Source organism: Streptomyces sp. NPDC050085 (assembly GCF_044460595.1).
Classification (GTDB): Bacteria; Actinomycetota; Actinomycetes; order Streptomycetales; family Streptomycetaceae; genus Streptomyces.
In genome coordinates, this window is sequence record NZ_JBITJZ010000004.1 from 256937 (window position 1) to 277926 (window position 20990).

A 20990-nucleotide genomic window follows, 5' to 3' on the forward strand; every position below is an offset into this window, starting at 1 on the left:
CGCTACTCGGGGACGGTCACAGCGCGTCGCTGGGCTTCGGCAGGGGCTTGCCGTACCAGAGCTCGATCAGTCGGGCCGCAATCGAGATCCCGTAGGGAGGCATGACCTCCCCGGACTCGAATGCGGCCCGCAGGTCTTCGCGGGAGAACCAGCGGGCCTCGTGGATCTCGTCGCCGTCCACGTTGATCTCGGTGGACGTGGCGTGCGCCATGAAGCCGAGCATCAGGCTGGACGGGAACGGCCAGGGCTGACTGGCCACGTACTGGACCTCGCCGACGAGCACACCGGCCTCTTCGAAGACCTCACGGCGCACCGACTGCTCGATGGACTCGCCCGGCTCCACGAAGCCCGCGAGGGTCGAGAAGCGCCCCTCGGGCCAGTGCACCTGCCGGCCGAGCAGGATGCGGTCCTGCTCGTCCGTGACGGCCATGATCACGGCGGGGTCGGTGCGCGGGTAGTGCTCGGCCCCGCAGGCCTGGCAGCGGCGGATGTGGCCCGCGGCGGCGATGACGGTGCGTTCGCCGCAGCGGGAGCAGAAGCGGTGCAGGCGCTGCCAGTTCTCCAGGGCGACGGCGTGCACCATGAGGCCGGCGTCGCGCTCCGAGAGGAGCATGCCCGCCTCGCGCAGGCCGGCGGGGCGCGCGGACTGGTCCATGCGCCCGGGGAGCGTGTCCTTCTGGAGCGCGAAGTAGCTCACGCCGTCCTCGTCGGTGCCCAGGAAATAGCGGTGGGCCTCCGTGAGGGGCGCTTCAAAGGACGGCGTCATGACCAGTTCCGTCGCGCCGTCCGGTGTCTCGTCGATGAGCACCTGGCCACCCGAGACCACGAAGACACGGGTCGTGGGGTGGCTCCACGCGGCGGCGAGCCAGGCCTCGTCGAGACGGTGGTGCGCGGCACGGTCGATCCCGCTCGGCGCGGCGAGCGAGAGCGGTCGGCCGGCGGCGAGATCGGCGGTGCGGTCGGTCCAGATGGTCACAGGTGCTTCCAACTCCCCCGGTGGAATGGGTGGTTCGGCGGGCGGTTCAGCAGGACGTTCGGCAGGACGTGTGCGGGGTGCCTCGTTCAGTGTGCATCCGTCCAGCTCTCCGCGAGATCGCCCCACAAGTAGGCCGTGGTTTCGACGCCCTTCATAAGGAGGTCGAGTTCGACCTTCTCGTTCGGGGCGTGCCAGCCGTCGGAGGGGACGGAGATGCCCAGGAAGAGCACAGGTGCGTCGAGGACGTCCTGAAGGTCGGCCGCGGGGCCCGAGCCGCCTTCGCGCGTGAAGCGGATCTTCTGCTCGAAGGCGCGGCTCATGGCGCGGGCGACGGACTGCAGGGCGGGGTGGTCGAGCGGCGTCAGGCACGGCCGGGTGGCCGCGCCGAAGGTGATCGTGTGGCGGATTCCGGCGGGCAGCTGCTCGGCGACCCAGGCGGTGACGGCCTTCTCGATGTGGTCCGGGTCCTGCCCCGCGACCAGTCGGAACGACAGTTTGAGCATGGCCGAGGACGGCACGATCGTCTTGCCGCCGGGGCCTTGGTAGCCGCCCCCGATCCCGTTCACCTCCGCGGTGGGCCGGGCCCAGATGCGCTCCAGCGTGCTGTGTCCGGCTTCTCCGTACGTGGCGTGGGACTTCGCCGTACGCAGCCACTGCTCTTCGTCGAAGGGCAGCTCGGCGAAGAGCTCGCGCTCCCGGTCGGTGAGTTCGACGATGCCGTCGTAGAAGCCGGGCACGGCCACGCGCGCGTGCTCGTCGTGCAGCGCGGCGACGAGGCGGGCTGCGGCGGTCGCCGGGTTCGGGACGGCGCCGCCGAAGGAGCCGGAGTGGATGTCCTGGTCGGGACCGTGCAGCTCGATCTCGCAGTCGGCGAGGCCGCGCATCCCGGTGCACACCGTGGGGGTGTCCTCGGCCCACATGCCGGTGTCGGAGACGATCACGGCGTCGGCGGCGAGCCTCTCCTTGTGGGCCTCGACGAGAGCGCGGAAGTTCGGGGAGCCCGACTCCTCCTCGCCCTCGATCAGCAGCTTGAGGTGGACGGCGGGGGCGGTGCGCCCGGTGACGGCGAGGTGGGCGCGAACTCCAAGTGTGTGAAAGAACACCTGCCCCTTGTCGTCGGCCGCACCGCGCGCGTGGAGCCTGTTCCCGATGACGACGGGCTCGAAGGGCTCGGTGTCCCAGCCGTCCTCGCGGGCGGCGGGCTGGACGTCGTGGTGCCCGTAGACGAGGACGGTGGGCGCCTTCGGGTCGTCGGACGGCCACTCGGCGAAGACGGCAGGAGCGCCGGGCGTCTGCCACACCTCGGTGGTCGGGAAGCCGGTCGCGGCCAGCTGTGCGGCGAGCCAGTCGGCGCTGCGTCGCACGTCCGGGGCGTGCGCGGGCTGGGCGGACACCGAAGGGATCCGCAGCCATGCGGCGAGGTCGTCGAGGAACGCCTCACGGTGGTTCTCGACGTACGCACGGACGGTGCTGACGGCGCTGTCAACGGGCTTGCTCATGGTCACGAGCCTAGTCCCCCACCGGAGCATGCTTGTCCGGTGGCTCCTCCGCGGCCTCTCCCGGGGCCTGCGGTTCCTGCGTGAGCAGCCGCTCCAGCTCGGCCCGTCCCGGCAGCGTGCGGGGGCGGACCGTCTCTCCACTGCGTACGTACACGAAGACCGCGTCCACCGACTCCACGGGCACGCCCTGGTGCTCGGCCCAGGCGAGCCGGTAGACGGCGAGCTGCAGGGGGTCGGCGGTCTGCTGGTGACCGGTCTTCCAGTCGACGATCTCGTACGTCGCCCTGTCGCCGTCGCCCTCCTTGTAAACGGCGTCGATGCGGCCGCGCACGACGCGGCCCGCGATGGCCAGCTGGAAGGGGAACTCGACCCTGTAGGGCGTGCGGTGCGCGTACGGAGTGCGCTCGAAGGCCTCCTTGAGGGCCTCCAGGTCCCGCTCGTCGGCGATCTCCGCGTCGCTGCCGGGCAGCTCGTCCGGGTCCAGCATCGGCAGCCGCAGTTCCTCGAAGCGGGATTCGACCCAGGCGTGGAAACGGGTGCCCCTGCGGGCCGCCGGCTGGGGCGGGCGCGGCATGGGCCGGGCCAGCTCCTGGGCGAGCCCGTCGGGGTCAGCGGCCATGCGCAGCACCTGCGAGGCCGTGAGCGAGTGCGGCACCGGCACGTCGCGCACGCCGGCGCGGGCGCGCAGCAGCTCACCGGTGAGGGCGTCGAGATCGCGGTCCCAGGAGTCGACGGTGCGGGCCTCCTCCGGGGTGAACAGGTTCTCCGGGGCGGGGGTCGGGTGCGGGACGGCAGGGGGCGTGTGCGGAGGCTCGGGCACGCGCGCGTGGGGAGGGACTTCCGACGCCGGGTGCGGGAGCGAGGGGCGCTCGGCGGTCAAGCTGTCCCAGTCGTCGGGGAACTCCTCGTCCGCGTACGGCAGTTCGTCGTCGAGAGGTTCGTCCTCGGGCGGGGGCGGCCAGTCGGGGTCTTCGAAGGGCGGCTCGTCGTGGGATGCCGGATGCGGGTCCGTGTGGGCGTGGGCCCGCGGGGCGCTCGCGGCGCGCTCCAGGTGGGCGAGAACCGTGTCGGCTGCCGCGCGGCGACGGGCCAGGGACGCCTCGTCCAACGGCAGCGGCCAGGCGTGCTCGGCCGACGCCTCCTGGAGTGCCGGGTTCTCCTCTTCGTCGTCCGGTTCGTCCGCCCAGACCTCGATCTCGCCGTGCCCGGCGGCGCAGTGGTCGTACAGCGCCCGGAGGAAGTCGGACGGGCCGCGCTTCTTCTTCTGGGAGGGGCCCCACCAGTGGCCGGAGCCGAGCAGCAGGGTGCGCGGGCGTGTGAACGTCACGTATCCCAGGCGTAGTTCCTCGGTGCTCTGGTGGTCCTTCATGTCGGCGTGGAAGGCCTTCATGCCCCGGGAGTCCCACGCGTCGATGTCGGGCAGGGTGGCGGCGTCACCGCGCAGCTCGTGCGGCAGGACCTTGCCCTGGGCCGTCCATTTCTCGCGGCCCTGCGTGCTCGGGAACGTGCCGTTGACGAGTCCGGGAACGGCGACCACGTCCCATTCGAGGCCCTTGGACTTGTGGGCGGTGAGCACCTTCACCGTGTTCTCGCCGCCCGGTAGCGCGTTGTCGAGGCCCTTCTCGTACTGGGCCGCGGTGCGCAGGAAGCCGAGGAAGGCGAGCAGTGTCGCGGAGCTCTCGTTGGCGGCGAAGGACGCGGCGATGTCGAGGAAGTTGGACAGCGTCTCGCGCCGCCGGGCCGCCAACGCGTGCGGGGACGCGGAGAGTTCGACCTCCAGGCCGGTGACGGCGAGCACGCGGTGCAGAACGTCCATGAGGGGATCGGACAACGAGCGGCGCAGGTCGCGCAGTTCGGTGGCGAGCCGGGCGAAGCGCACGCGCGCGTCCGGCGAGAACGGCAGCCCGTCGTCGTCCCCGTCCGCCTCCACGGAGGTCTCCAGGAACGTGTCGAGCGCGTCCGCGAGCGATATCACCTCGGACGGGTCGACGCCTTCGACGGCCTCGGCCAGGCGCCGGTCCGGGTCGTCCTCGTCGCCTCCGCGCGCGTGGGAGACCAGGAAGCGGGCCCTGCGTCCCAGAAGGGCGAGGTCGCGCGCGCCGATGCGCCAGCGGGGGCCGGTCAGCAGTCGCACCAGTGACGCGTTGGCCCCCGGGTCCTGGAGGACCTCGCACACGGCGACCAGATCCGCGACCTCCGGGAGGTGCAACAGACCGGAGAGACCGACCACTTCGACCGGGATGTCGCGGGCGACGAGCGCGCCCTGGATCTCGGCGAAGTCGGTCGCGGTGCGGCACAGGACGGCGATCTCGCCGGGTGCCCGGCCCGTGGCGACGAGGTGGGCGATGGAGTCGGCGAGCCAGGCGATCTCCTCGCTGTGGGTGCGCAGGAGGGCGCAGCGCACGCTGCCTTCGCGCTCGGCACCGGGGGCGGGCCGCAAGGCCTCCACACCCGCGTGCATCGCGCGCAGCGGCTCCGCCAGCCCGTTGGCGAGGTCGAGGAGGCGGCCGCCGCTGCGGCGGTTCTCACTGAGGGAGAGGCGGCCGGCCGGGCTGCCGTCCGCGTACGCGAAGTGGCGCGGGAAGTCGTCGAGGTTGGCCACCGAGGCGCCGCGCCAGCCGTAGATCGCCTGGCAGGGGTCGCCCACGGCCGTCACGGCGTGGCCCGTGCCGCCGCCGAACAGGCCGGCCAGCAGGATCCGTTGGGCCACGGACGTGTCCTGGTATTCGTCGAGGAGGACCACGCGGAACTCGTCACGCAGGATCTCGCCGACCTCGGGCCGGGTGCTCGCGAGGGTGGCCGAGAGCGCGATCTGGTCGCCGAAGTCGAGGACGTCCCTGGCCCGCTTGGCCGCCCTGTAGTGGCCCACCAGCTCGGCCAGCTCCAGACGCGCGGCGGCGGCTTCGGGCACCTTCCGCAGCTCCGCGTTGCTGAGCTTGGCCTCTTCCAGCGTGCGCAGCAGTTCCTGGTCGTACGCGCGCAGCTCGGCGGGCTGTACGAGGTGTTCTGCCAGCTCGGCGTCGAGGGCGAGCAGGTCGCTGATCAGGTCGGCGAAGGAGCGGGTGAGGGCGGGGTACGGACCCGGCGCCTCGCGCAGCACGCGCGCGGCGAGCTGGAAGCGGGTGGCGTCCGCGAGCAGCCGCGTCGTGGGCTCCAGGCCGATGCGCAGCCCGTGATCGGTCAGGAGGCGACCGGCGAAGGCGTGGTACGTGGAGATCACGGGCTCGCCCGGGGGGTTGTCCGGGTCGATGGCCTCCGGGTCCGTGACCCCCGCCTTGACGAGGGCCTTGCGGACGCGCTCGGCGAGCTCTCCCGCCGCCTTGTTGGTGAACGTGAGGCCCAGGACCTGCTCGGGCGCGACCTGCCCGGTGCCCACCAGCCAGACCACGCGCGCGGCCATCACCGTCGTCTTGCCCGAGCCGGCCCCGGCCACGATCACCTGCGGGGCGGGCGGCGCGATGATGCAGGCCGTCTGCTCCGGGGTGAACGGGATGCCCAGCAGCTCCTTGAGCTGCTCGGGGTCGCTGAGGCGTGTGGTCACCTCATCGAGGCTAACCGGCCCCACTGACAGCGCCGGTCCGTTCCGGCGCAGCGGAGGCGCACGTCACTCCACGACGTGGTTGCCCTCGGGCCGGGCACTGCACGAGGCACGGAAGGCGCAGTGCGTGCAGTGCTGTCCGGTGGTCGGCGCGAACCGCTCGTCGAGGACCTTGCCCGCGGCGGTGGCGAGGAGATCACCGACCCACTCCCCCGCCTCCCCCTCGAGGGCGTCCTGCGACTGCACCTTGGGGAGCGTCTCGCCGCCGTCCTTCTTTGCGGCACCCTGGCGCAGCTGCACCAGCTCGGCGCCACCGGGGTGCGGACGGGCCCCGTCGAAGGGCTCGTCGACGGCGCCCTCACGCACGGCGAGCTGGTACACGGCGAGCTGTGGATGGTGGGCGACATCGGCCGCGCTGGGTGCCTGCTTGCCGGTCTTGAAGTCGACTACGTAGGCACGTCCTTCTGTGTCGCGCTCGACGCGGTCCATGGAGCCGCGGATGCGTACCTCGTAGGCGCCCGCTTCGAGGGTCACGTCGAAGTCGTGCTCGCTGGCCACCGGAACGCGGCCGGAGCGGTCCATGACGTGCCACTGGAGGAAGCGCTCGAGCGCCACGCGCGCGTTCTCCTTCTCTTGTGCCGACTTCCACGGCGCGTCGAAGGCGAGCGCGTCCCATACGGAGTCGAGGCGCTCCATGAGGACGGCGAGGTCGGCGGGGGTGCGTCCGGAGGCGACCTCGTCGGCCAGGACGTGCACGACGTTGCCGAAGCCCTGCGCGGCGGTCGCGGGAGCGTCGGCCTTGACCTCACGGCCCAGGAACCATTGCAGCGCACAGGTGTTGGCGAGCTGGTCGAGGGCGCTTCCGGAGAGCACGACGGGCTTGTCGCGGTCCCTCAGCGGGACCTTGCTCTCGGTGGGCTCGTACATGCCCCACCAGCGGTAGGGGTGAGCCGACGGCACCAGGGGTCTGCCGTCGTCGTCACTGAGCGCGGCGAGGCGGGCCAGACGCCTCGCCGCGGCCTCGCGCAGGGCGTCGGAGACCCGGGGGTCGACCGTGGTGGCGCGCAGTTCCGCGACGAGGGCCGCCACCGACAGGGGCCGGCGCGGGCGGCCGGTGACGTCCTTGGGCTCGATTCCGAGTTCGGTCAGGAACCGGGACGGCTGGTCGCCGTCGTCCGCGGGTGCCTTCACGGCTGTGACGACCAGTCGCTCCCGCGCGCGCGTGGCGGCCACGTAGAAGAGGCGTCGCTCCTCGGCCAGCAGGGCGCCGGGTGTGAGGGGTTCGGCGAGACCGTCACGGCCGATGCGGTCGGCCTCCAGGAGGGAGCCACGGCGACGCAGATCGGGCCACAGACCTTCCTGCACGCCCGCGACGACGACCAGGCGCCACTCGAGTCCCTTGGAGCGGTGTGCGGTCATCAGGCGCACCGCGTCGGGGCGTACGGCCCGTCCGGCGAGGGTGTCGGCAGCGATGTCCTGGGCTTCCAGCTCCTCCAGGAAGTTGCGGGCGCCGCGGCCTCCGGTGCGCTCCTCCGCGCGCGAGGCGAGGGCGAACAGGGCGCATACGGCGTCCAGGTCGCGGTCCGCGTTGCGCCCCGCCGCGCCCCCGCGGCGGGCGGCACGCTCCAAGCGCTGCGGCCAGGGCGTGCCGTTCCACAACTCCCAGAGTGCTTCCTCCGCGGTGCCGCCGGCGTCGAGCGTCGCGCGGGCCTTGGCGAGGAGTGCGCCGAGGCGCTGCGCACCGCGCGCGTAGGCGGGCTCGTGCAGGGCGAGCCGCTCGGGCTCGGCGAGGGCGCGGGCCAGCAACTCGTCGGAGGGCGGCGGCAGATGGTTGCCCGCGGCGCGCTCCTCCTCGCGCAGGGCGCGTCCCAGGCGGCGCAGGTCCGCGGCGTCCATGCCGGCCAGCGGCGAGGCAAGGAGCGTGAGCGCCGTCTCGGTGTCGAACCGGACCTCTTCCTCCGAGCCGTCCTCGACCGGGCCCTGTGCCACCGCCTTCAGAGCGGTCAGCAGCGGCGCGACCGCCGGCTCGTGGCGCAGCGGCAGGTCGTCGCCGTCGATGTCCAGAGGGACACCGGCCGCCGTGAGCGCGCGCCGCACCGCCGGAATGCTTCGCGTGCCCGCGCGCATCAGGACGGCCATGTCGCTCCAGGGGACGCCGTCCTCCAGGTGGGCGCGGCGCAGGATGTCAGCGATGTTGTCGAGCTCGGTCCCGGACGTCGGGTACGTGTAGACCTCGGTCCGGCCCCCGTCCCGTACGGGCGTGAGCTCACGATGGGCGCGCACCTTGTCGGCCGGCAGCCGGGTCAGCGGCATCCGGCGGGTGATCCGCCGGGTGGCCTCCAGGAGGGAGGCTCCCGAGCGGCGGGACGTGGTGAGCACCTCGACCGGCGCGGGTGTGCCGTCCGCGCGCGGGAAGTCGTCGGGGAACTCGAGGATCCCGTTCACGTCGGCGCCGCGGAACGTGTAGATCGACTGGTCGGGGTCGCCGAACGCGACCAGGGTGCGCCCCGCGCCCGCCAGCGCGTGCAGCAGCCGCACCTGGGCCGGGTCGGTGTCCTGGTACTCGTCGACGAACACGGCGTCGTACTGCGCGGCGAGCTGGTCGGCGACCTCCCGGCGGTGCGCGAGGAGCACGGCGCGGTGCACCAACTCGGCGTAGTCGAGCACGCCCTGCGCGTCGAGGACGTCCAGGTACTCGGCGAGGAACGTGGCCGCCGCGCGCCAGTCCGGGCGGCCGATGCGGCGCGCGAAGGCGTCCAGGGCCGCGGGGCCCAGGCCCAGCTCGCGGCTGCGGGCGAGGACCGCGCGCACTTCGTCGGCGAAGCCGCGTGTGGTGAGGCAGGCGCGCAGTTCGTCGGGCCAGCGGACGTGGGCGAGCCCGGCCTGCTCCAGATCGATCTGTCCCGCGAGCAGTTCCCGTACGACGACGTCCTGCTCGGGACCGGACAGCAGGCGCAGCGGCTCGGCGAAGAGGTCCGCGTCCTGATGGGCGCGTACCAGCGCGTAGCAGAACGAGTGGAAGGTCGTGGCCTGTGGGGCGCGGGCCGCTCCTATGCGCAGCGCCATGCGGTCACGCAGTTCGACAGCGGCCTTGCGGCTGAACGTGAGCACAAGGATGCGCTCGGGTTCGGTGCCCTTGGCGATCCGCGCGGACACGGCCTCTACAAGGGTCGTGGTTTTGCCCGTCCCCGGTCCGGCAAGGACGAGCAGGGGCCCGTGGCCGTGGTCAACCACCGCACGCTGGGGTGCGTCAAGACGAGGGGGGTCCACGGGAGTCGGCGACGTACGCACCAGTCGATACGCGCCCGGGATCCCCTGTCGAACCTGGTGGTGCGACGGGTGCCGGGTGGACGAAGAGGAGCTCACGTGGATCGCTGGTCCTGGTGGGTGTGCTGGTGATCGAAGTGCTGTCCGCGCGAGGCGGTGACGACGGGGTGAAGGAGGTGTCTGCCATCGACGGTGCCGTCGACGCTACGCCGTCGAGTGTGGCGGAAGCCGGGCTTCCGATGCCTCTCTCGCGCCGCCTCCGTCACAGGTGTGCCCTGTCTCACGAACGGACACGGTCGTGGCGGAGTGCCCCGGCGGCCCCTTTTCCCCCGTACGGGCCACCGGCACCCCGCCCGCGCGCGGGATGGCCGAAGCTGTCAATTGTGAGCTTCCGTACGCGTCCGGCCGTCCCAGCGCGCCCGCTTCATGTCGAGGCGCGGCAGGTGGCCCTCCGCGGTGCGGGAAGCCTCGCGCAGCGGCGTGCTCTCCTCGCGGTAATGACCGAGGGCCCGCAGCTCGTGGCCGGGGAGCAGCACCCCGTCCGCACGCACGACGCGCCACCAGGGCACGGCACCCCCGTAGAGGGCCATCACCCGCCCCACCTGGCGCGGCCCGCCCTCCTCCAGCCACTCCGCGACGTCCCCGTACGTCATGACCCGCCCGGGCGGAATCAGTTCGGCGACCTCGAGGACCCGCTCCGCGTAGGCGGGCAGTTCTCCCGCCGACTCGCTCTCCTCGCTCATCCGGCCCATCCTGCCCCACGGCACCGACAACATGGAGGGACGTACAGGGAGCGCTCTGGAGAGACGTACAAGAAGGCGCTTGTCCGCGACTTCGCGCTCCTCGAATGCACCCTGATGCCCTCCTATCGCGATGGGACATGCCACCATCGTGCGGGCGGTGACTGGTGATACGAGATCAAGAAGAGACGACGGAGCAGAGCGTGCACCCCGACAAGGCGGAGGGCACCTCTGTGACACCGGCGCGCCCTGAGGAAGCGGCCGAGGAGGCCGTCGAGGAGAAGCACGAGCAGCCGCTGCACGATCCCGACTGCGTCGACCTGGACGCGCACACCGAGCGGGTCGACGGTGACGAACCGTTGCTCCCCGCGCGCGTGCACCGCCCTTCCGACCTCATGCGGCTGCTCGCCGGGCTGCTCGCGATCGCCGTACTGCTGGCCATCGCCGCGTTCGCGCACGCCACGACCTCCGGCTTCGCCCAGGACATCAACAAGGGCACCGAGCAGGCTCCTGACCTGCTGACCAAGCTCGCGGGTTTCGCCTCCAGCATCGCCATCCTGCTCGTCCCCGTCGCCTTCGCCATCGAGCGGCTCATCAAGCGCGACGGGCTGCGGATCGCCGACGGCGTGCTCGCCGCCGTCCTCGCGCACGGCGTGACTCTGGCGACCGACCTCTGGGTCGCCAAGGCCGCACCCCAGTCCATCCAGGACGCGCTCACCAAGGTGTCGCCCGGAGACATCCACGCACTGACCGATCCGGTGCACGGCTACCTGGCGCCCGTCATCGCCTACATGACGGCTGTCGGCATGTCCCGGCGACCACGATGGCGTGTCGTCCTGTGGGTGGTGCTGCTGCTCGATGCCTTCACCATGCTGGTCACCGGGTACACGACGCCGTTCTCGATCATCCTGACGATCCTCATCGGCTGGACCGTCGCCTACGGAACGCTGTACGCCGTCGGCTCGCCCAATGTGCGCCCTACAGGACAGACATTGCTGGCCGGTCTGCGGCACGTCGGCTTCCACCCGGTCAACGCGGCCCGGGAAGAGGCCCACGAGGGCGCCACGGAGAACGGCGACCGGGGGCGGCGCTACTTCGTCACCCTGGAGGACGGTCCGCCGCTGGACGTCACCGTCGTGGACCGCGAGCAACAGGCGCAGGGCTTCTTCTACCGCGTGTGGCGGCGTCTCACGCTGCGCGGCATCACCCAGCGCCGCAGTCTGCAGTCCCTGCGCCAGGCCCTGGAGCAGGAGGCGCTGCTGGCCTACGCGGCCATCTCGGCCGGGGCGAACGCGCCGAAGCTGATCGCCACCTCCGAACTCGGTCCCGACGCCGTGATGCTCGTGTACGAGCACATCGGCGGACGCTCCCTGGACGCGATCCCGGAGAAGGAGATCACCGACGAGCTGCTGCGCGACACCTGGCACCAGGTGCAGTCGCTGCAGTCCCGGCGGATCGCGCACCGGCGGCTCGCCGGCGACGCGATTCTGGTGGATCGTTCCGGCACGGTGATCCTCACGGATCTGCGCGGCGGTGAGATCGCGGCCGGCGACCTGGTGCTGCGCATGGACATCGCGCAGATGCTCACCACGCTGGGCCTGCGGGTGGGAGCCGAGCGCTCCGTGGCGTCGGCGGTCGGCGTCCTCGGACCCGACACGGTGGCCGACTGCCTGCCGCTGCTGCAGCCGATCGCGCTCACGCGCTCCACCAGGGCGACGTTGCGCAAGCTCGGCCGGGAGAGGGCCCAGCGTGAGCGCGAGGCCGTCCTGGAGGCGTCCAGCAAGGCGAAACAGCTGCGCCTGGAGGAGGCCGCGGAGGCCAAGGGCGAGACGTCCGTGCGGGCCGAGAAGAAGTCCGAGAAGAAGTCGGAGAAGGCCGAGCGACAGGCCGAGAAGCGGGCCATAGACGTGGCCCTCGACGAGGCCCGCGAGGAGGATCTGCTCACCCAGATCCGCCATCAGGTGCTGCGCATCCGCCCCCAGGCGCCGGTCGAACCGGCCCGTCTGGAGCGCATCCGGCCGCGCACCCTGATCAGCTTCATCGCCGGTGCGATCGGCGCGTACTTCCTGCTGTCGCAGCTCACGCACATCGACTTCGGCACCATCGTCGGCGAGGCCCAGTGGGGCTGGGTCGGCCTCGCGGTGGTGTTCTCCGCGCTCAGCTACGTGGCCGCGGCGATGAGCCTGCTGGGCTTCGTGCCCGAACGCGTGCCCTTCATGCGGACCGTCGCGGCGCAGGTCGCCGGATCGTTCGTGAAGATCGTGGCTCCCGCGGCGGTCGGCGGTGTGGCGCTCAATACGCGCTTCCTGCAGCGTTCGGGCGTCCGGCCCGGCCTCGCGGTCGCGAGCGTGGGTGCCTCGCAGTTGTTCGGCATGTGCAGCCACATCGTGTTGCTGCTGACCTTCGGCTACCTGACGGGGACGGAGAAGACGCCCTCCTTGTCGCCGTCCCGTACGGTCATCGCGGGTCTGCTGACGGTCGCGGTGCTCGTCCTTGTAGTGACGTCGATCCCGTTCCTGCGGAAGTTCGTCGTCACGCGTGTGCGTTCGCTGTTCGCCGGTGTCGTGCCGCGCATGCTCGACGTGCTGCAGCGCCCCCGGAAGCTGCTCACCGGCATCGGCGGCATGCTCCTGCTGACGGCCTGCTTCGTGATGTGCCTGGACGCCTCGATCCGCGCCTTCGGCGACGACACGACGAGCCTCAGCCTGGCGAGTGTCGCGGTGGTCTTCCTCGCCGGCAACGCACTGGGTTCCGCAGCGCCGACCCCCGGTGGCGTGGGCGCTGTCGAGGCGACACTGACGGTGGGTCTGATCGCGGTCGGCCTGCCCAAGGAAGTCGCGGCTCCGGCGGTGCTGCTGTACCGACTGCTCACCCTGTGGCTGCCCGTTCTGCCGGGGTGGCTGTTCTTCAACCACCTGTCCCGCAAGGGCGCCCTCTAGCGTCCGGCCGCAGCTACGGGCAGCCCCTTTGGGAAAGGCTTTGCACAGCGGCCGGAGAGCGGTTTCCCAACGGGCAGCTCCTACAAGCGATTTGGTTGCGTGACCACGGTCCCTAGTGGTGGGACTTTCGTCCCGCGGGCCGCGTTCGGCACGGACGTAACGTGATCCGGTGGGCCCAGGTGTGCCCGGCAGGGAGTGCGCGTCATGCGTTCAGTGATCATCATCGGGGGCGGCATCAGCGGTCTCGCCGCGGCATGGGAGCTGCGTGGGCACGCCCACGTCACCGTCCTGGAAAGCGCCCCGCAAGTAGGCGGCCAGATGCGTTCCGCGTACGTCGGTGGCGTGGCGGTCGACGTCGGTGCCGAGTCGCTGACGGCCCTGCGCCCGGAGGCGATCGGCCTCGCCCGCGAGGTGGGCCTCGGCATGGCCCTGCGTGATCCCGCGCGCGCGGGCACCGTCGTCTGGTCCGACGGGGCACTGCGGACCTTCCCCGCGCGCCATGTGATGGGCATCCCCGTCGATCCGGCCGCGCTCGCCGGCTCCGGCCTGCTGTCCGACGACGGCGTCGACCGGCTGTGCCAGGAGGAGGCCCTGCCCGCGCACACCGTCGAGGGCGACGTGCCGGTCGGCGAGTACCTCACGCGGCGCATCGGGCGGGAGGCCGTCGACCGGCTCGTCGCCCCGCTCGTCGGAGCCCGTGACGGCAGCTCGGCCGACCGTCTGTCGCTGCGGGCGGCGCTGCCGCGGGTCGCGGCGGTGGCCGACCACGGCGGATCCGTGATCGGAGCGCTGCGCTCGGTCCGCGGCGCGACACCGTCCCAGGGCGCACTCGCGCAGGGCCTGGACGGCGGGCTGAGCCGACTGCCGCGCGCGGTCTCGGAGGCCTCCGGGGCCCTCGTACTGACCCGCACGCGCGCGCGGGAGCTGCAGCGCACGCCGTTCGGCCGCTGGCGGGTCGTCGCGGCCACCGGCGACGGGCCTCTCGTCATGGAGGCCGACGCCGTCATCTGCGCCCTGCCCGCACAGGCCGCCGCGGCACTGCTGCGCCCGCACGCCCCGGCCGCCGAGACCGAGCTCGAGAGCATCCGGCACGCAGGGACGGCCGTGGTCACGCTGGGCTTCTCACGGGCCTTCATGCCGAAGGGCGGCCCTCAGGGCAACGGCTACGTCGTACCGCAGGTCGAAGGGTGGGCCACCCGGGAGGTCACCTACTTGTCCAACAAGTGGCAGCACCTCGCCGCGGCCGAACCCGGGCTCTTCTTGTTGCGCATTTCTCTGGGCCACATGGAAGAGGAGCAGCGACTGGCCGTCCCCGACCGGCACTTGGTCCGACAGGCCGTCATGGAACTGCGGCAGGCAGCGGGCACGCTCGGCGAACCGGTCGCCTCACAGGTGACGCGCTGGGAGAGCGCACTGCCGCAGTACGACGTCGGTCACAAGGAGCGTGTCACCAGGATCCGCAGTGCCGTCCGGGCACTGCCCGGCGTCGACGTGTGCGGCGCCGCCTATGAAGGCGTGGATGTCGCGGCCTGTGTGGCCACGGGCCGGGCAGCGGCGCGCCGCGTCCTGGCCGAGGCCGCCTGAGCGCGTCTCACCCGCACAGCCCGCAGCCCGAGCGCAGCGCACCGGGCCGCCGCAGGATGGACGCATGCCCAATCCGCCCCGGCCCCGCGCCGCCGCTCTGGCCGTCACCGCTGCTCTGCTGTCCGTCTCCCTTGCGGCCTGCAGCGACTCCGAAGAGGCCGTGGACCTTCCGTCGCAGAGCCTGAGCTGGAAGGACTGCCCCGCACCTTCGGAGTCCGAGGGGGGCGGCGCCGCCCCCTCTCCGCTGCCCGGCGGCGCCGAATGGCAGTGCGCCACCATGAAGGCACCGCTCGACTGGGACAAGCCCAAGGGCGACACGATCGACCTCGCGCTGATCAGGGCCGAGGCGAGCGGCGACAAGGACAAGCGCATCGGTTCGCTCATCTTCAACTTCGGCGGCCCGGGCGGCTCCGGCGTCACCTCGCTGCCGGCGTTCGGCACCGACTACGCGCAGCTGCGTACCCGCTACGACCTGGTCAGCTTCGACCCGCGCGGGGTCGGCCGCAGCGCGGGCGTCGAGTGCGAGGACGACCAGCAGCTCGACGAGTACTTCCAGCAGGACTCCACGCCCGACGACACGGCGGAGCAGACGAAGCTCGTCGACAACATCAAGGCGTTCAACGGGGCCTGCGACAAGCACTCCGGCAAGGTCCTCCCCCACGTCCGCACCACGGACGCGGCCCGCGACATGGACTTGATGCGGCAGGTGCTCGGCGACGACAAGCTGCACTACTTCGGCATCTCGTACGGCACCGAACTCGGCGGCGTCTACGCTCACTTGTTCCCCAAGAACGTGGGCCGCGCCGTGTTCGACGGCGTCGTCGACCCCACGCAGGACCCGGAACAGAGCTCGCTCGGCCAAGCCAAGGGCTTCCAGCTCGCCCTCGACAACTACGCGAAGGACTGCACGTCGAAGGTCGAGGACTGCCCGGTCGGCGACACGCCCCAAGAGGTCAAGGACAAGATCGCCAAGCTGCTCGAGGAGCTCGACGACAAGCCGATCCCGGGGATCTTCCCGCGTGATCTGACCCAGACGGCCGCGACCAACGGGATCGCGCAGTCCCTGTACTCGCAGGACTTCTGGGAGTACCTCACCGAGGGACTCCAGCAGGCGTACGACGGGGACGGCAAGATCCTCATGCTGCTGTCCGACTCGATGAACGGGCGCAACGAGGACGGCAAGTACAGCAACATCCAGGCCGCCAACGTCTCCATCAACTGCGCCGACGACAAGCCGCGCTACACGACCGCGGACGTCGAGGCGAAGCTGCCGGAGTTCCGTGCGGCGTCCCCCTTGTTCGGGGACTACCTGGCCTGGGGCATGCTCGGCTGCACCGACTGGGCCGTCGACGGCGCCGCCGACCATCCCGACGTCAGCGCCGCCGGGTCGGCCCCGATCCTCGTCGTCGGCAACACCGGGGACCCGGCCACGCCGTACGAGGGCGCGCGGAAGATGGTGGACGCGCTGGGCGACGGCGTGGGGGTCGAGCTGACGTACAAGGGCCAGGGGCACGGCGCGTACGACAGCGGAAACAAGTGCGTGCACGGCGCCGTGAACGGCTATCTCCTCGACGGGACGGTCCCGAACGAGGGAACGACTTGTTCCTGATCGCGGAGTTATCCACAGGCCGGAACGGATGTCGACGGGGCCTCCTACGATGGCTTGACTGTCTTTCGAACGGGGGCAGTTGAGGGGGGAGGTGCCATGGCACCGAAGAGGACGCGTGCCCGCACGGGCGCACGCACACGTGCGGGAACAGGGGTCCGCACCGTCGCGCTGTCGGCAGCGGTCGTGCTGGCGGCCGGGCTGGTCTCGGGCTGCAGCGACGCGGGCGGCACGGGCAGCACGGGCGATCCGAAGCCATCGCCGTCGGGCAGCGGCGCCTCGCGATCGGCGGCCCCGACTCCGTCCCGCGCGGCCGCGCTGCCCCCTCTGCCCTCGGCGCTCACCACCCAGCGCCTCGACTGGGGCCGTTGCCGGGCGACGGCGAAAGCTCCCGCGCCGGGATCCGACTGGCAGTGCGCGACGCTCAAGGCGCCCCTCGACTACGCGAAGCCGACCGGGCCGACCATCGACGTCGCTCTGATCCGCGCCAGGGCCAGGGAAAGCGGCGGCCGGCGCATCGGCTCGCTGCTGTTCAACTTCGGCGGCCCGGGCGGCTCCGGCGTGGATCTGCTGCCCGCCTTCGCCCCGCAGTACGCGAAGCTGCGGGAGCGCTATGACCTGGTCGGGTTCGACCCCCGCGGAGTCGCGTCGAGCGAGGGAGTGCGGTGCCGCAGCGACAAGGACACGCAGGCCGCCGAGTCCGTCGACCTCACGCCCGACACCGCCGCGGAGGAGAAGGCGTATCTGAAGGACGCCACCGACTTCGGTCGGGGCTGCCGGAAGGTCGGCGCTCTGCTCGCGCACGTGTCGACCAGCGAGGCGGCTCGCGACATGGACCTGATGCGCCAGGCGCTCGGGGACGACGAGTTGCACTACATGGGCGTCTCGTACGGCACCGAACTGGGCGGAATCTACGCCCACTTGTTCCCCGGCAAGGTCGGCCGGCTCGTCCTGGACGCGGTCGTCGACTCCACGGCGGGCCGTGTCGGGCAGGCCGAGAACCAGGCGCGTGGATTCCAGCGCGCACTCGACAGTTACTTCACGTCTCGCGGGAAGGACCCGAAAGAGGGCTCGCGCGAGATCACTTCTCTCCTGAAGCGGCTCGACACGAAACCGCTGCCCACAGCGGGCAGCCGCGTGCTGAACGAGTCGCTCGCGACTACCGGTATCGCGGTCACCCTGTACAGCAAGGACAGTTGGCCCGCTCTGACGAGGAGTCTGCGGGACGCGGAGAGCGGCGACGGCACCGCGCTGCTCGCGCTCGCCGACGCGTACAACGACCGTGACGCAGCCGGGCGTTACGGCACGGCGAGTCACTCACAGCGCGCGATCGCGTGCCTCGACGACAAGGCGCGGCCCACGGTGGCGCAGACGAAGGCACGCCTTGCGGCGTTCCGCAGGTTGTCCCCCGTCTTCGGGGAGTACATGGGCTGGGACACTGCGGGCTGGTGCCACGACTGGCCGGTGCCGGGCCAGTGGAGCGATCCGGACGTCAGTGCGCCGGGGGCGGCTCCGACGCTGGTCGTGGGCAACACCGGGGATCCGGCGACTCCTTACGAGGGCGCCCGGCGCATGGCCGACGAGCTGGGCCGGGGCGTCGGCATCGAGCTGACGTGGAAGGGCCAGGGCCACGGGGCCTACGGCTCCGGCAGCTCCTGCGTCGACTCGACGGTGGACGCGTATCTCCTGGAGGGTCGAATACCGCAGGACGGCAAGGTGTGTTCCTGACGGTGGACGGCCCCGGCCGCCGAGGAGCCCTCGACATGCCGGACGGGCCCCGCGCGCAGTGCGCGAGGCCCGTCCGGGAAGGTCACAGCCGAGCGGCGTCCGGGCAGACCGGTCCGCGGGGCGGCTAGTAGACCGGCTTGTCCGGCTCGATCTGGTTGACCCAGCCGATGACGCCGCCGCCGACGTGCACGGCGTCCGCGAAGCCCGCGGACTTCAGCACGGCGAGAACTTCCGCACTGCGGACACCCGTCTTGCAGTGCAAGACGATCTTCTTGTCCTGCGGCAGACCCTCCAGGGCGGTGCCCATGAGGAACTCGTTCTTGGGGATCAGCTTGGCGCCCGGGATGGAGACGATCTCGTACTCGTTCGGCTCGCGGACGTCGATGATCTCGATGTTCTCGCCGTCGTCGATCCACTCCTTGAGCTGCTTGGGAGTGATCGTCGAACCGGCGGCCGCCTCCTGGGCCTCCTCGGACACGACGCCGCAGAAGGCCTCGTAGTCGATGAGCTCGGTGACGGTCGGGTTCTCGCCGCAGACCGCGCAGTTGGGGTCCTTGCGGACCTTGACCTGGCGGTACTGCATCTCCAGGGCGTCGTAGATCATGAGGCGGCCGACCAGCGGATCGCCGACGCCGGCCAGGACCTTGATCGCCTCGGTGACCTGGATGGAGCCGATGGACGCGCACAGCACGCCCAGGACGCCGCCCTCGGCGCAGGAGGGGACCATGCCGGGCGGCGGGGGCTCCGGGTAGAGGCAGCGGTAGCACGGGCCGTGCTCGGACCAGAAGACCGAGGCCTGGCCGTCGAAGCGGTAGATGGAGCCCCACACGTAGGGCTTGTTGAGCAGCACGCACGCGTCGTTGACGAGGTAGCGCGTCGCGAAGTTGTCCGTGCCGTCGACGATCAGGTCGTACTGGCTGAAGATGTCCATCACGTTCTCGGCTTCGAGCCGCTCTTCGTGAAGGACCACGTTCACGTACGGGTTGATGCCGAGGACCGAGTCCTTCGCGGACTCCGCCTTGGAGCGGCCGATGTCGGCCTGGCTGTGGATGATCTGGCGCTGCAGGTTCGACTCGTCGACCTCGTCGAACTCGACGATGCCCAGCGTGCCCACGCCGGCCGCGGCCAGGTACATCAGGGCCGGGGACCCGAGGCCGCCGGCGCCCACACAGAGCACCTTGGCGTTCTTCAGCCGCTTCTGCCCGTCCATCCCGACATCGGGGATGATCAGGTGGCGGGAGTACCTGCGGACCTCGTCTACGGTGAGCTCAGCAGCTGGCTCGACCAGGGGTGGCAGCGACACGGGGACTCCGTTGGTCGGTATCTACGTACGGTTGTTCCGTCTGTAACACTGCCACGCCCTCCTTCATTCCGAGACACCAGGTCCGATACGCGAGACGATCTCGTCCCAGTAACCGGGCATCGACTCCCAGGGGTCACTCACGCCCCCGCGGTCCGTGCGATCCGTGAAGTAGATGGTGCCCGCGCCCTGCCAGCGCGCGATGCGCAGCGCCTCGTCGAGGTGGCCTCGGGGCATCCCGTGGACGAAGTGGCAGAACCGCTCGGGCGGATACTCGGCGGTCCACTCCGCGACCTGCGACCAGCGGTAGTCGCTCCAGGGGCCGGAGAAGGTCACCAACTGGTCGGCGGTCTCGGCGTATCCGGGGTACGGGTGGGTTCCGTGACCGAGCACGATGTACGCGTCGTTGACCAGCGCGCGCAGGGTCGTCACCGTGCGCCTGACCTCCGGGAGCACGGCCCGCTCAGTCGGACAGCGGTCGAGGCTGAAGCCGTCGACCTGGTACCAGTCGAGGAAGCGGTGGGCGTCCGAGACGAGTTCGCCGAAGGAGCGGGCGCCGTAGGTCATGTCGACGTGACCAAGGACACGCACGCCCGCGTTCCGCAGGCGGCCTGCCGCCTCCAGGCAGTGCGGGTCGGGGCGGGCGCCCGGACCATTGGCGACATTCAGGACAACCCAGTGCAAAGGCGTTGCCGGGCGGGTGAGTTCGGCCCACTCCGCGGGGGCGACGAGGGGGTGCGCGAAGCCCGGGATGCCGAAGCCGAGGCGTACGTCGGTGCTCGACAGGCCGGTCGCGGTCGGAGTCAGATACGGCATGCCGCCTCCATCCAGATGTCGGCGAGGGACTCTTCGAGATTGATGCGGGGACGCCAGCCGAGCCGGTCGCGGGCCGTGCGCACATCGGCCTGCTGCCAACTGCCGCAGCCGTCCGGGTACGGATATCCGGCGGCCTGCGGTCCCGGCATCCCGTGGTCGGATTCGGAGCGCGGGTGGCCGATGGATTGCCGGATCGCGACCGGTGGCGTGTCGAGTTCGTGGAGGGCGCCGCCGAACCCGGCGACCCGGGCGAGCACGGCCGCGGCGTCGCGCAGCCGGACGGCTCGGCCCGAGCCGATGTTGATGACGCCCTGAGCGGCGGAGAGGGACGCGGCGTGCACGGCGCGTGCGACATCGCGTACGTCGATGAAGTCGCGCTGGGCGCCGAGGCCGCCGAGCTTCAGTTCGCCGTCACCGGCCTGCATCGCTCGACGCATGGCCTCGGCGAGCCGGCCGAGCGGGGAGCCGGCCGGGGTGCCGGGCCCCGCGGGCGAGAAGACGCGCAGGACGACGGCGTCGAGGCCGGAGCCGAGGACGAGTTCGGTGGCGGCGAGCTTGCTGACGCCGTACGGGCCGCCGGGCCGCGGCACGGCGTCCTCGGCGGTGGACGAGCCCGGCTGCGAGGGGCCGTACTCGGCGCCGCAGCCGATCTGCACCAGGCGCGCGCCGCAGCCGCTGCGGCGCAGGGCCTCGCAGATGGTGGCGACGGCCACGGTGTTGTGCCGGGTGAGGTCGCGGGCGCCGCCTCGCGTGGCTCCCGCGCAGTTGATGACCACTCCGGGGTGGACGGCGTCCAGGAAACGGGTGAGCGCGCCCGGGCTGCCGGTGGCGAGGTCGAAGCGAACGTCGGCGTCGTCGCCCCGGCCGAGCGCGGTGAGCTGCACGGCGGGATCGGCCAGGAGGCGGTCGGCGACGAAGCGGCCGAGGTATCCGTTGGCTCCGATCAGCAGGACCCTCATCGGACGCCTCCCGGGGTTCGCGCTCCGCGCGCTGCGCG

At 71.6% G+C, this 20990-nt stretch carries 12 protein-coding genes; 4 read left to right on the forward strand and 8 right to left on the reverse strand.

From position 1 onward, the window contains the following. Positions 1 to 16 precede the first annotated feature (16 nt). From nudC to ACIBUY_RS17320, 5 genes are all read right to left on the reverse strand, one after another. Complete coding sequence (gene nudC, locus ACIBUY_RS17300; protein WP_365562720.1) at positions 17 to 976, reverse strand: NAD(+) diphosphatase; 960 nt, start codon at positions 974 to 976, stop codon at positions 17 to 19. Positions 977 to 1062: 86 nt separating this feature from the next. Further along, entirely contained in the window at positions 1063 to 2475 is a 1413-nt protein-coding gene (locus tag ACIBUY_RS17305; RefSeq protein WP_365562717.1) for a dipeptidase, read from the reverse strand. A gap of 10 nt (positions 2476 to 2485) precedes the next feature. Next, positions 2486 to 6016, reverse strand: coding sequence for a UvrD-helicase domain-containing protein (locus ACIBUY_RS17310; RefSeq protein WP_399152953.1), 3531 nt, complete (start codon positions 6014 to 6016; stop codon positions 2486 to 2488). A gap of 63 nt (positions 6017 to 6079) precedes the next feature. Then, positions 6080 to 9379, reverse strand: coding sequence for an ATP-dependent helicase (locus tag ACIBUY_RS17315; protein WP_399152954.1), 3300 nt, complete (start codon positions 9377 to 9379; stop codon positions 6080 to 6082). Positions 9380 to 9657: 278 nt separating this feature from the next. Beyond that, positions 9658 to 10023, reverse strand: a complete 366-nt coding sequence (locus ACIBUY_RS17320) for an MGMT family protein (protein WP_365562708.1) — start codon at positions 10021 to 10023, stop codon at positions 9658 to 9660. Positions 10024 to 10223: 200 nt separating this feature from the next. Here ACIBUY_RS17320 and ACIBUY_RS17325 point away from each other — a divergent pair, with 200 nt between their 5' ends. The 4 genes from ACIBUY_RS17325 to ACIBUY_RS17340 all read left to right on the forward strand — a co-directional run bounded on the left by ACIBUY_RS17325 (position 10224) and on the right by ACIBUY_RS17340 (position 17877). After that, entirely contained in the window at positions 10224 to 12959 is a 2736-nt protein-coding gene (locus tag ACIBUY_RS17325) for a lysylphosphatidylglycerol synthase domain-containing protein (RefSeq protein ID WP_399152955.1), read from the forward strand. 204 nt (positions 12960 to 13163) lie between these two features. Beyond that, positions 13164 to 14543 carry a protoporphyrinogen oxidase gene (gene hemG / locus ACIBUY_RS17330; protein WP_399152956.1) on the forward strand — a complete coding sequence of 460 codons (1380 nt, stop codon included), beginning with the start codon at positions 13164 to 13166 and terminating at the stop codon, positions 14541 to 14543. A 64-nt stretch (positions 14544 to 14607) separates the two neighbouring features. Beyond that, positions 14608 to 16152 (forward strand): alpha/beta hydrolase, encoded by a 1545-nt coding sequence (locus ACIBUY_RS17335; RefSeq protein WP_399152957.1) that lies wholly within the window; start codon positions 14608 to 14610, stop codon positions 16150 to 16152. Positions 16153 to 16248: 96 nt separating this feature from the next. Then, complete coding sequence (locus tag ACIBUY_RS17340) at positions 16249 to 17877, forward strand: alpha/beta hydrolase (protein WP_399152958.1); 1629 nt, start codon at positions 16249 to 16251, stop codon at positions 17875 to 17877. A 124-nt stretch (positions 17878 to 18001) separates the two neighbouring features. On the opposite strand, the gene moeZ is transcribed toward ACIBUY_RS17340, so the two are convergent. The 3 genes from moeZ to ACIBUY_RS17355 form a co-directional block, all read right to left on the reverse strand. Beyond that, the gene (gene moeZ / locus ACIBUY_RS17345) at positions 18002 to 19180 is read right to left on the reverse strand and encodes an adenylyltransferase/sulfurtransferase MoeZ (protein ID WP_365562692.1); all 1179 of its coding nucleotides are present in this window, start codon (positions 19178 to 19180) and stop codon (positions 18002 to 18004) included. Between the two features lie 63 nt (positions 19181 to 19243). After that, on the reverse strand, positions 19244 to 19993 hold the full coding sequence (locus ACIBUY_RS17350; RefSeq protein ID WP_365562690.1) for a spherulation-specific family 4 protein: 750 nt from the start codon (positions 19991 to 19993) through the stop codon (positions 19244 to 19246). Then, positions 19981 to 20952: an NAD-dependent epimerase/dehydratase family protein gene (locus ACIBUY_RS17355; protein ID WP_365562687.1), complete on the reverse strand. Its 972-nt coding sequence runs from the start codon at positions 20950 to 20952 to the stop codon at positions 19981 to 19983. The genes ACIBUY_RS17350 and ACIBUY_RS17355 overlap by 13 nt, the downstream gene beginning before the upstream one ends. Positions 20953 to 20990 lie beyond the last annotated feature (38 nt).

Coding starts and splice junctions, on each gene's coding strand:
- hemG (WP_399152956.1), top strand. CDS start 13,164: ATGCGTTCAGTGATCATCATCGGGGGCGGCATCAGCGGTCTCGCCGCG.
- ACIBUY_RS17340 (WP_399152958.1), top strand. CDS start 16,249: ATGGCACCGAAGAGGACGCGTGCCCGCACGGGCGCACGCACACGTGCG.
- ACIBUY_RS17335 (WP_399152957.1), top strand. CDS start 14,608: ATGCCCAATCCGCCCCGGCCCCGCGCCGCCGCTCTGGCCGTCACCGCT.
- ACIBUY_RS17355 (WP_365562687.1), bottom strand. CDS start 20,952: ATGAGGGTCCTGCTGATCGGAGCCAACGGATACCTCGGCCGCTTCGTC.
- ACIBUY_RS17350 (WP_365562690.1), bottom strand. CDS start 19,993: ATGCCGTATCTGACTCCGACCGCGACCGGCCTGTCGAGCACCGACGTA.
- ACIBUY_RS17305 (WP_365562717.1), bottom strand. CDS start 2,475: ATGAGCAAGCCCGTTGACAGCGCCGTCAGCACCGTCCGTGCGTACGTC.
- ACIBUY_RS17320 (WP_365562708.1), bottom strand. CDS start 10,023: ATGAGCGAGGAGAGCGAGTCGGCGGGAGAACTGCCCGCCTACGCGGAG.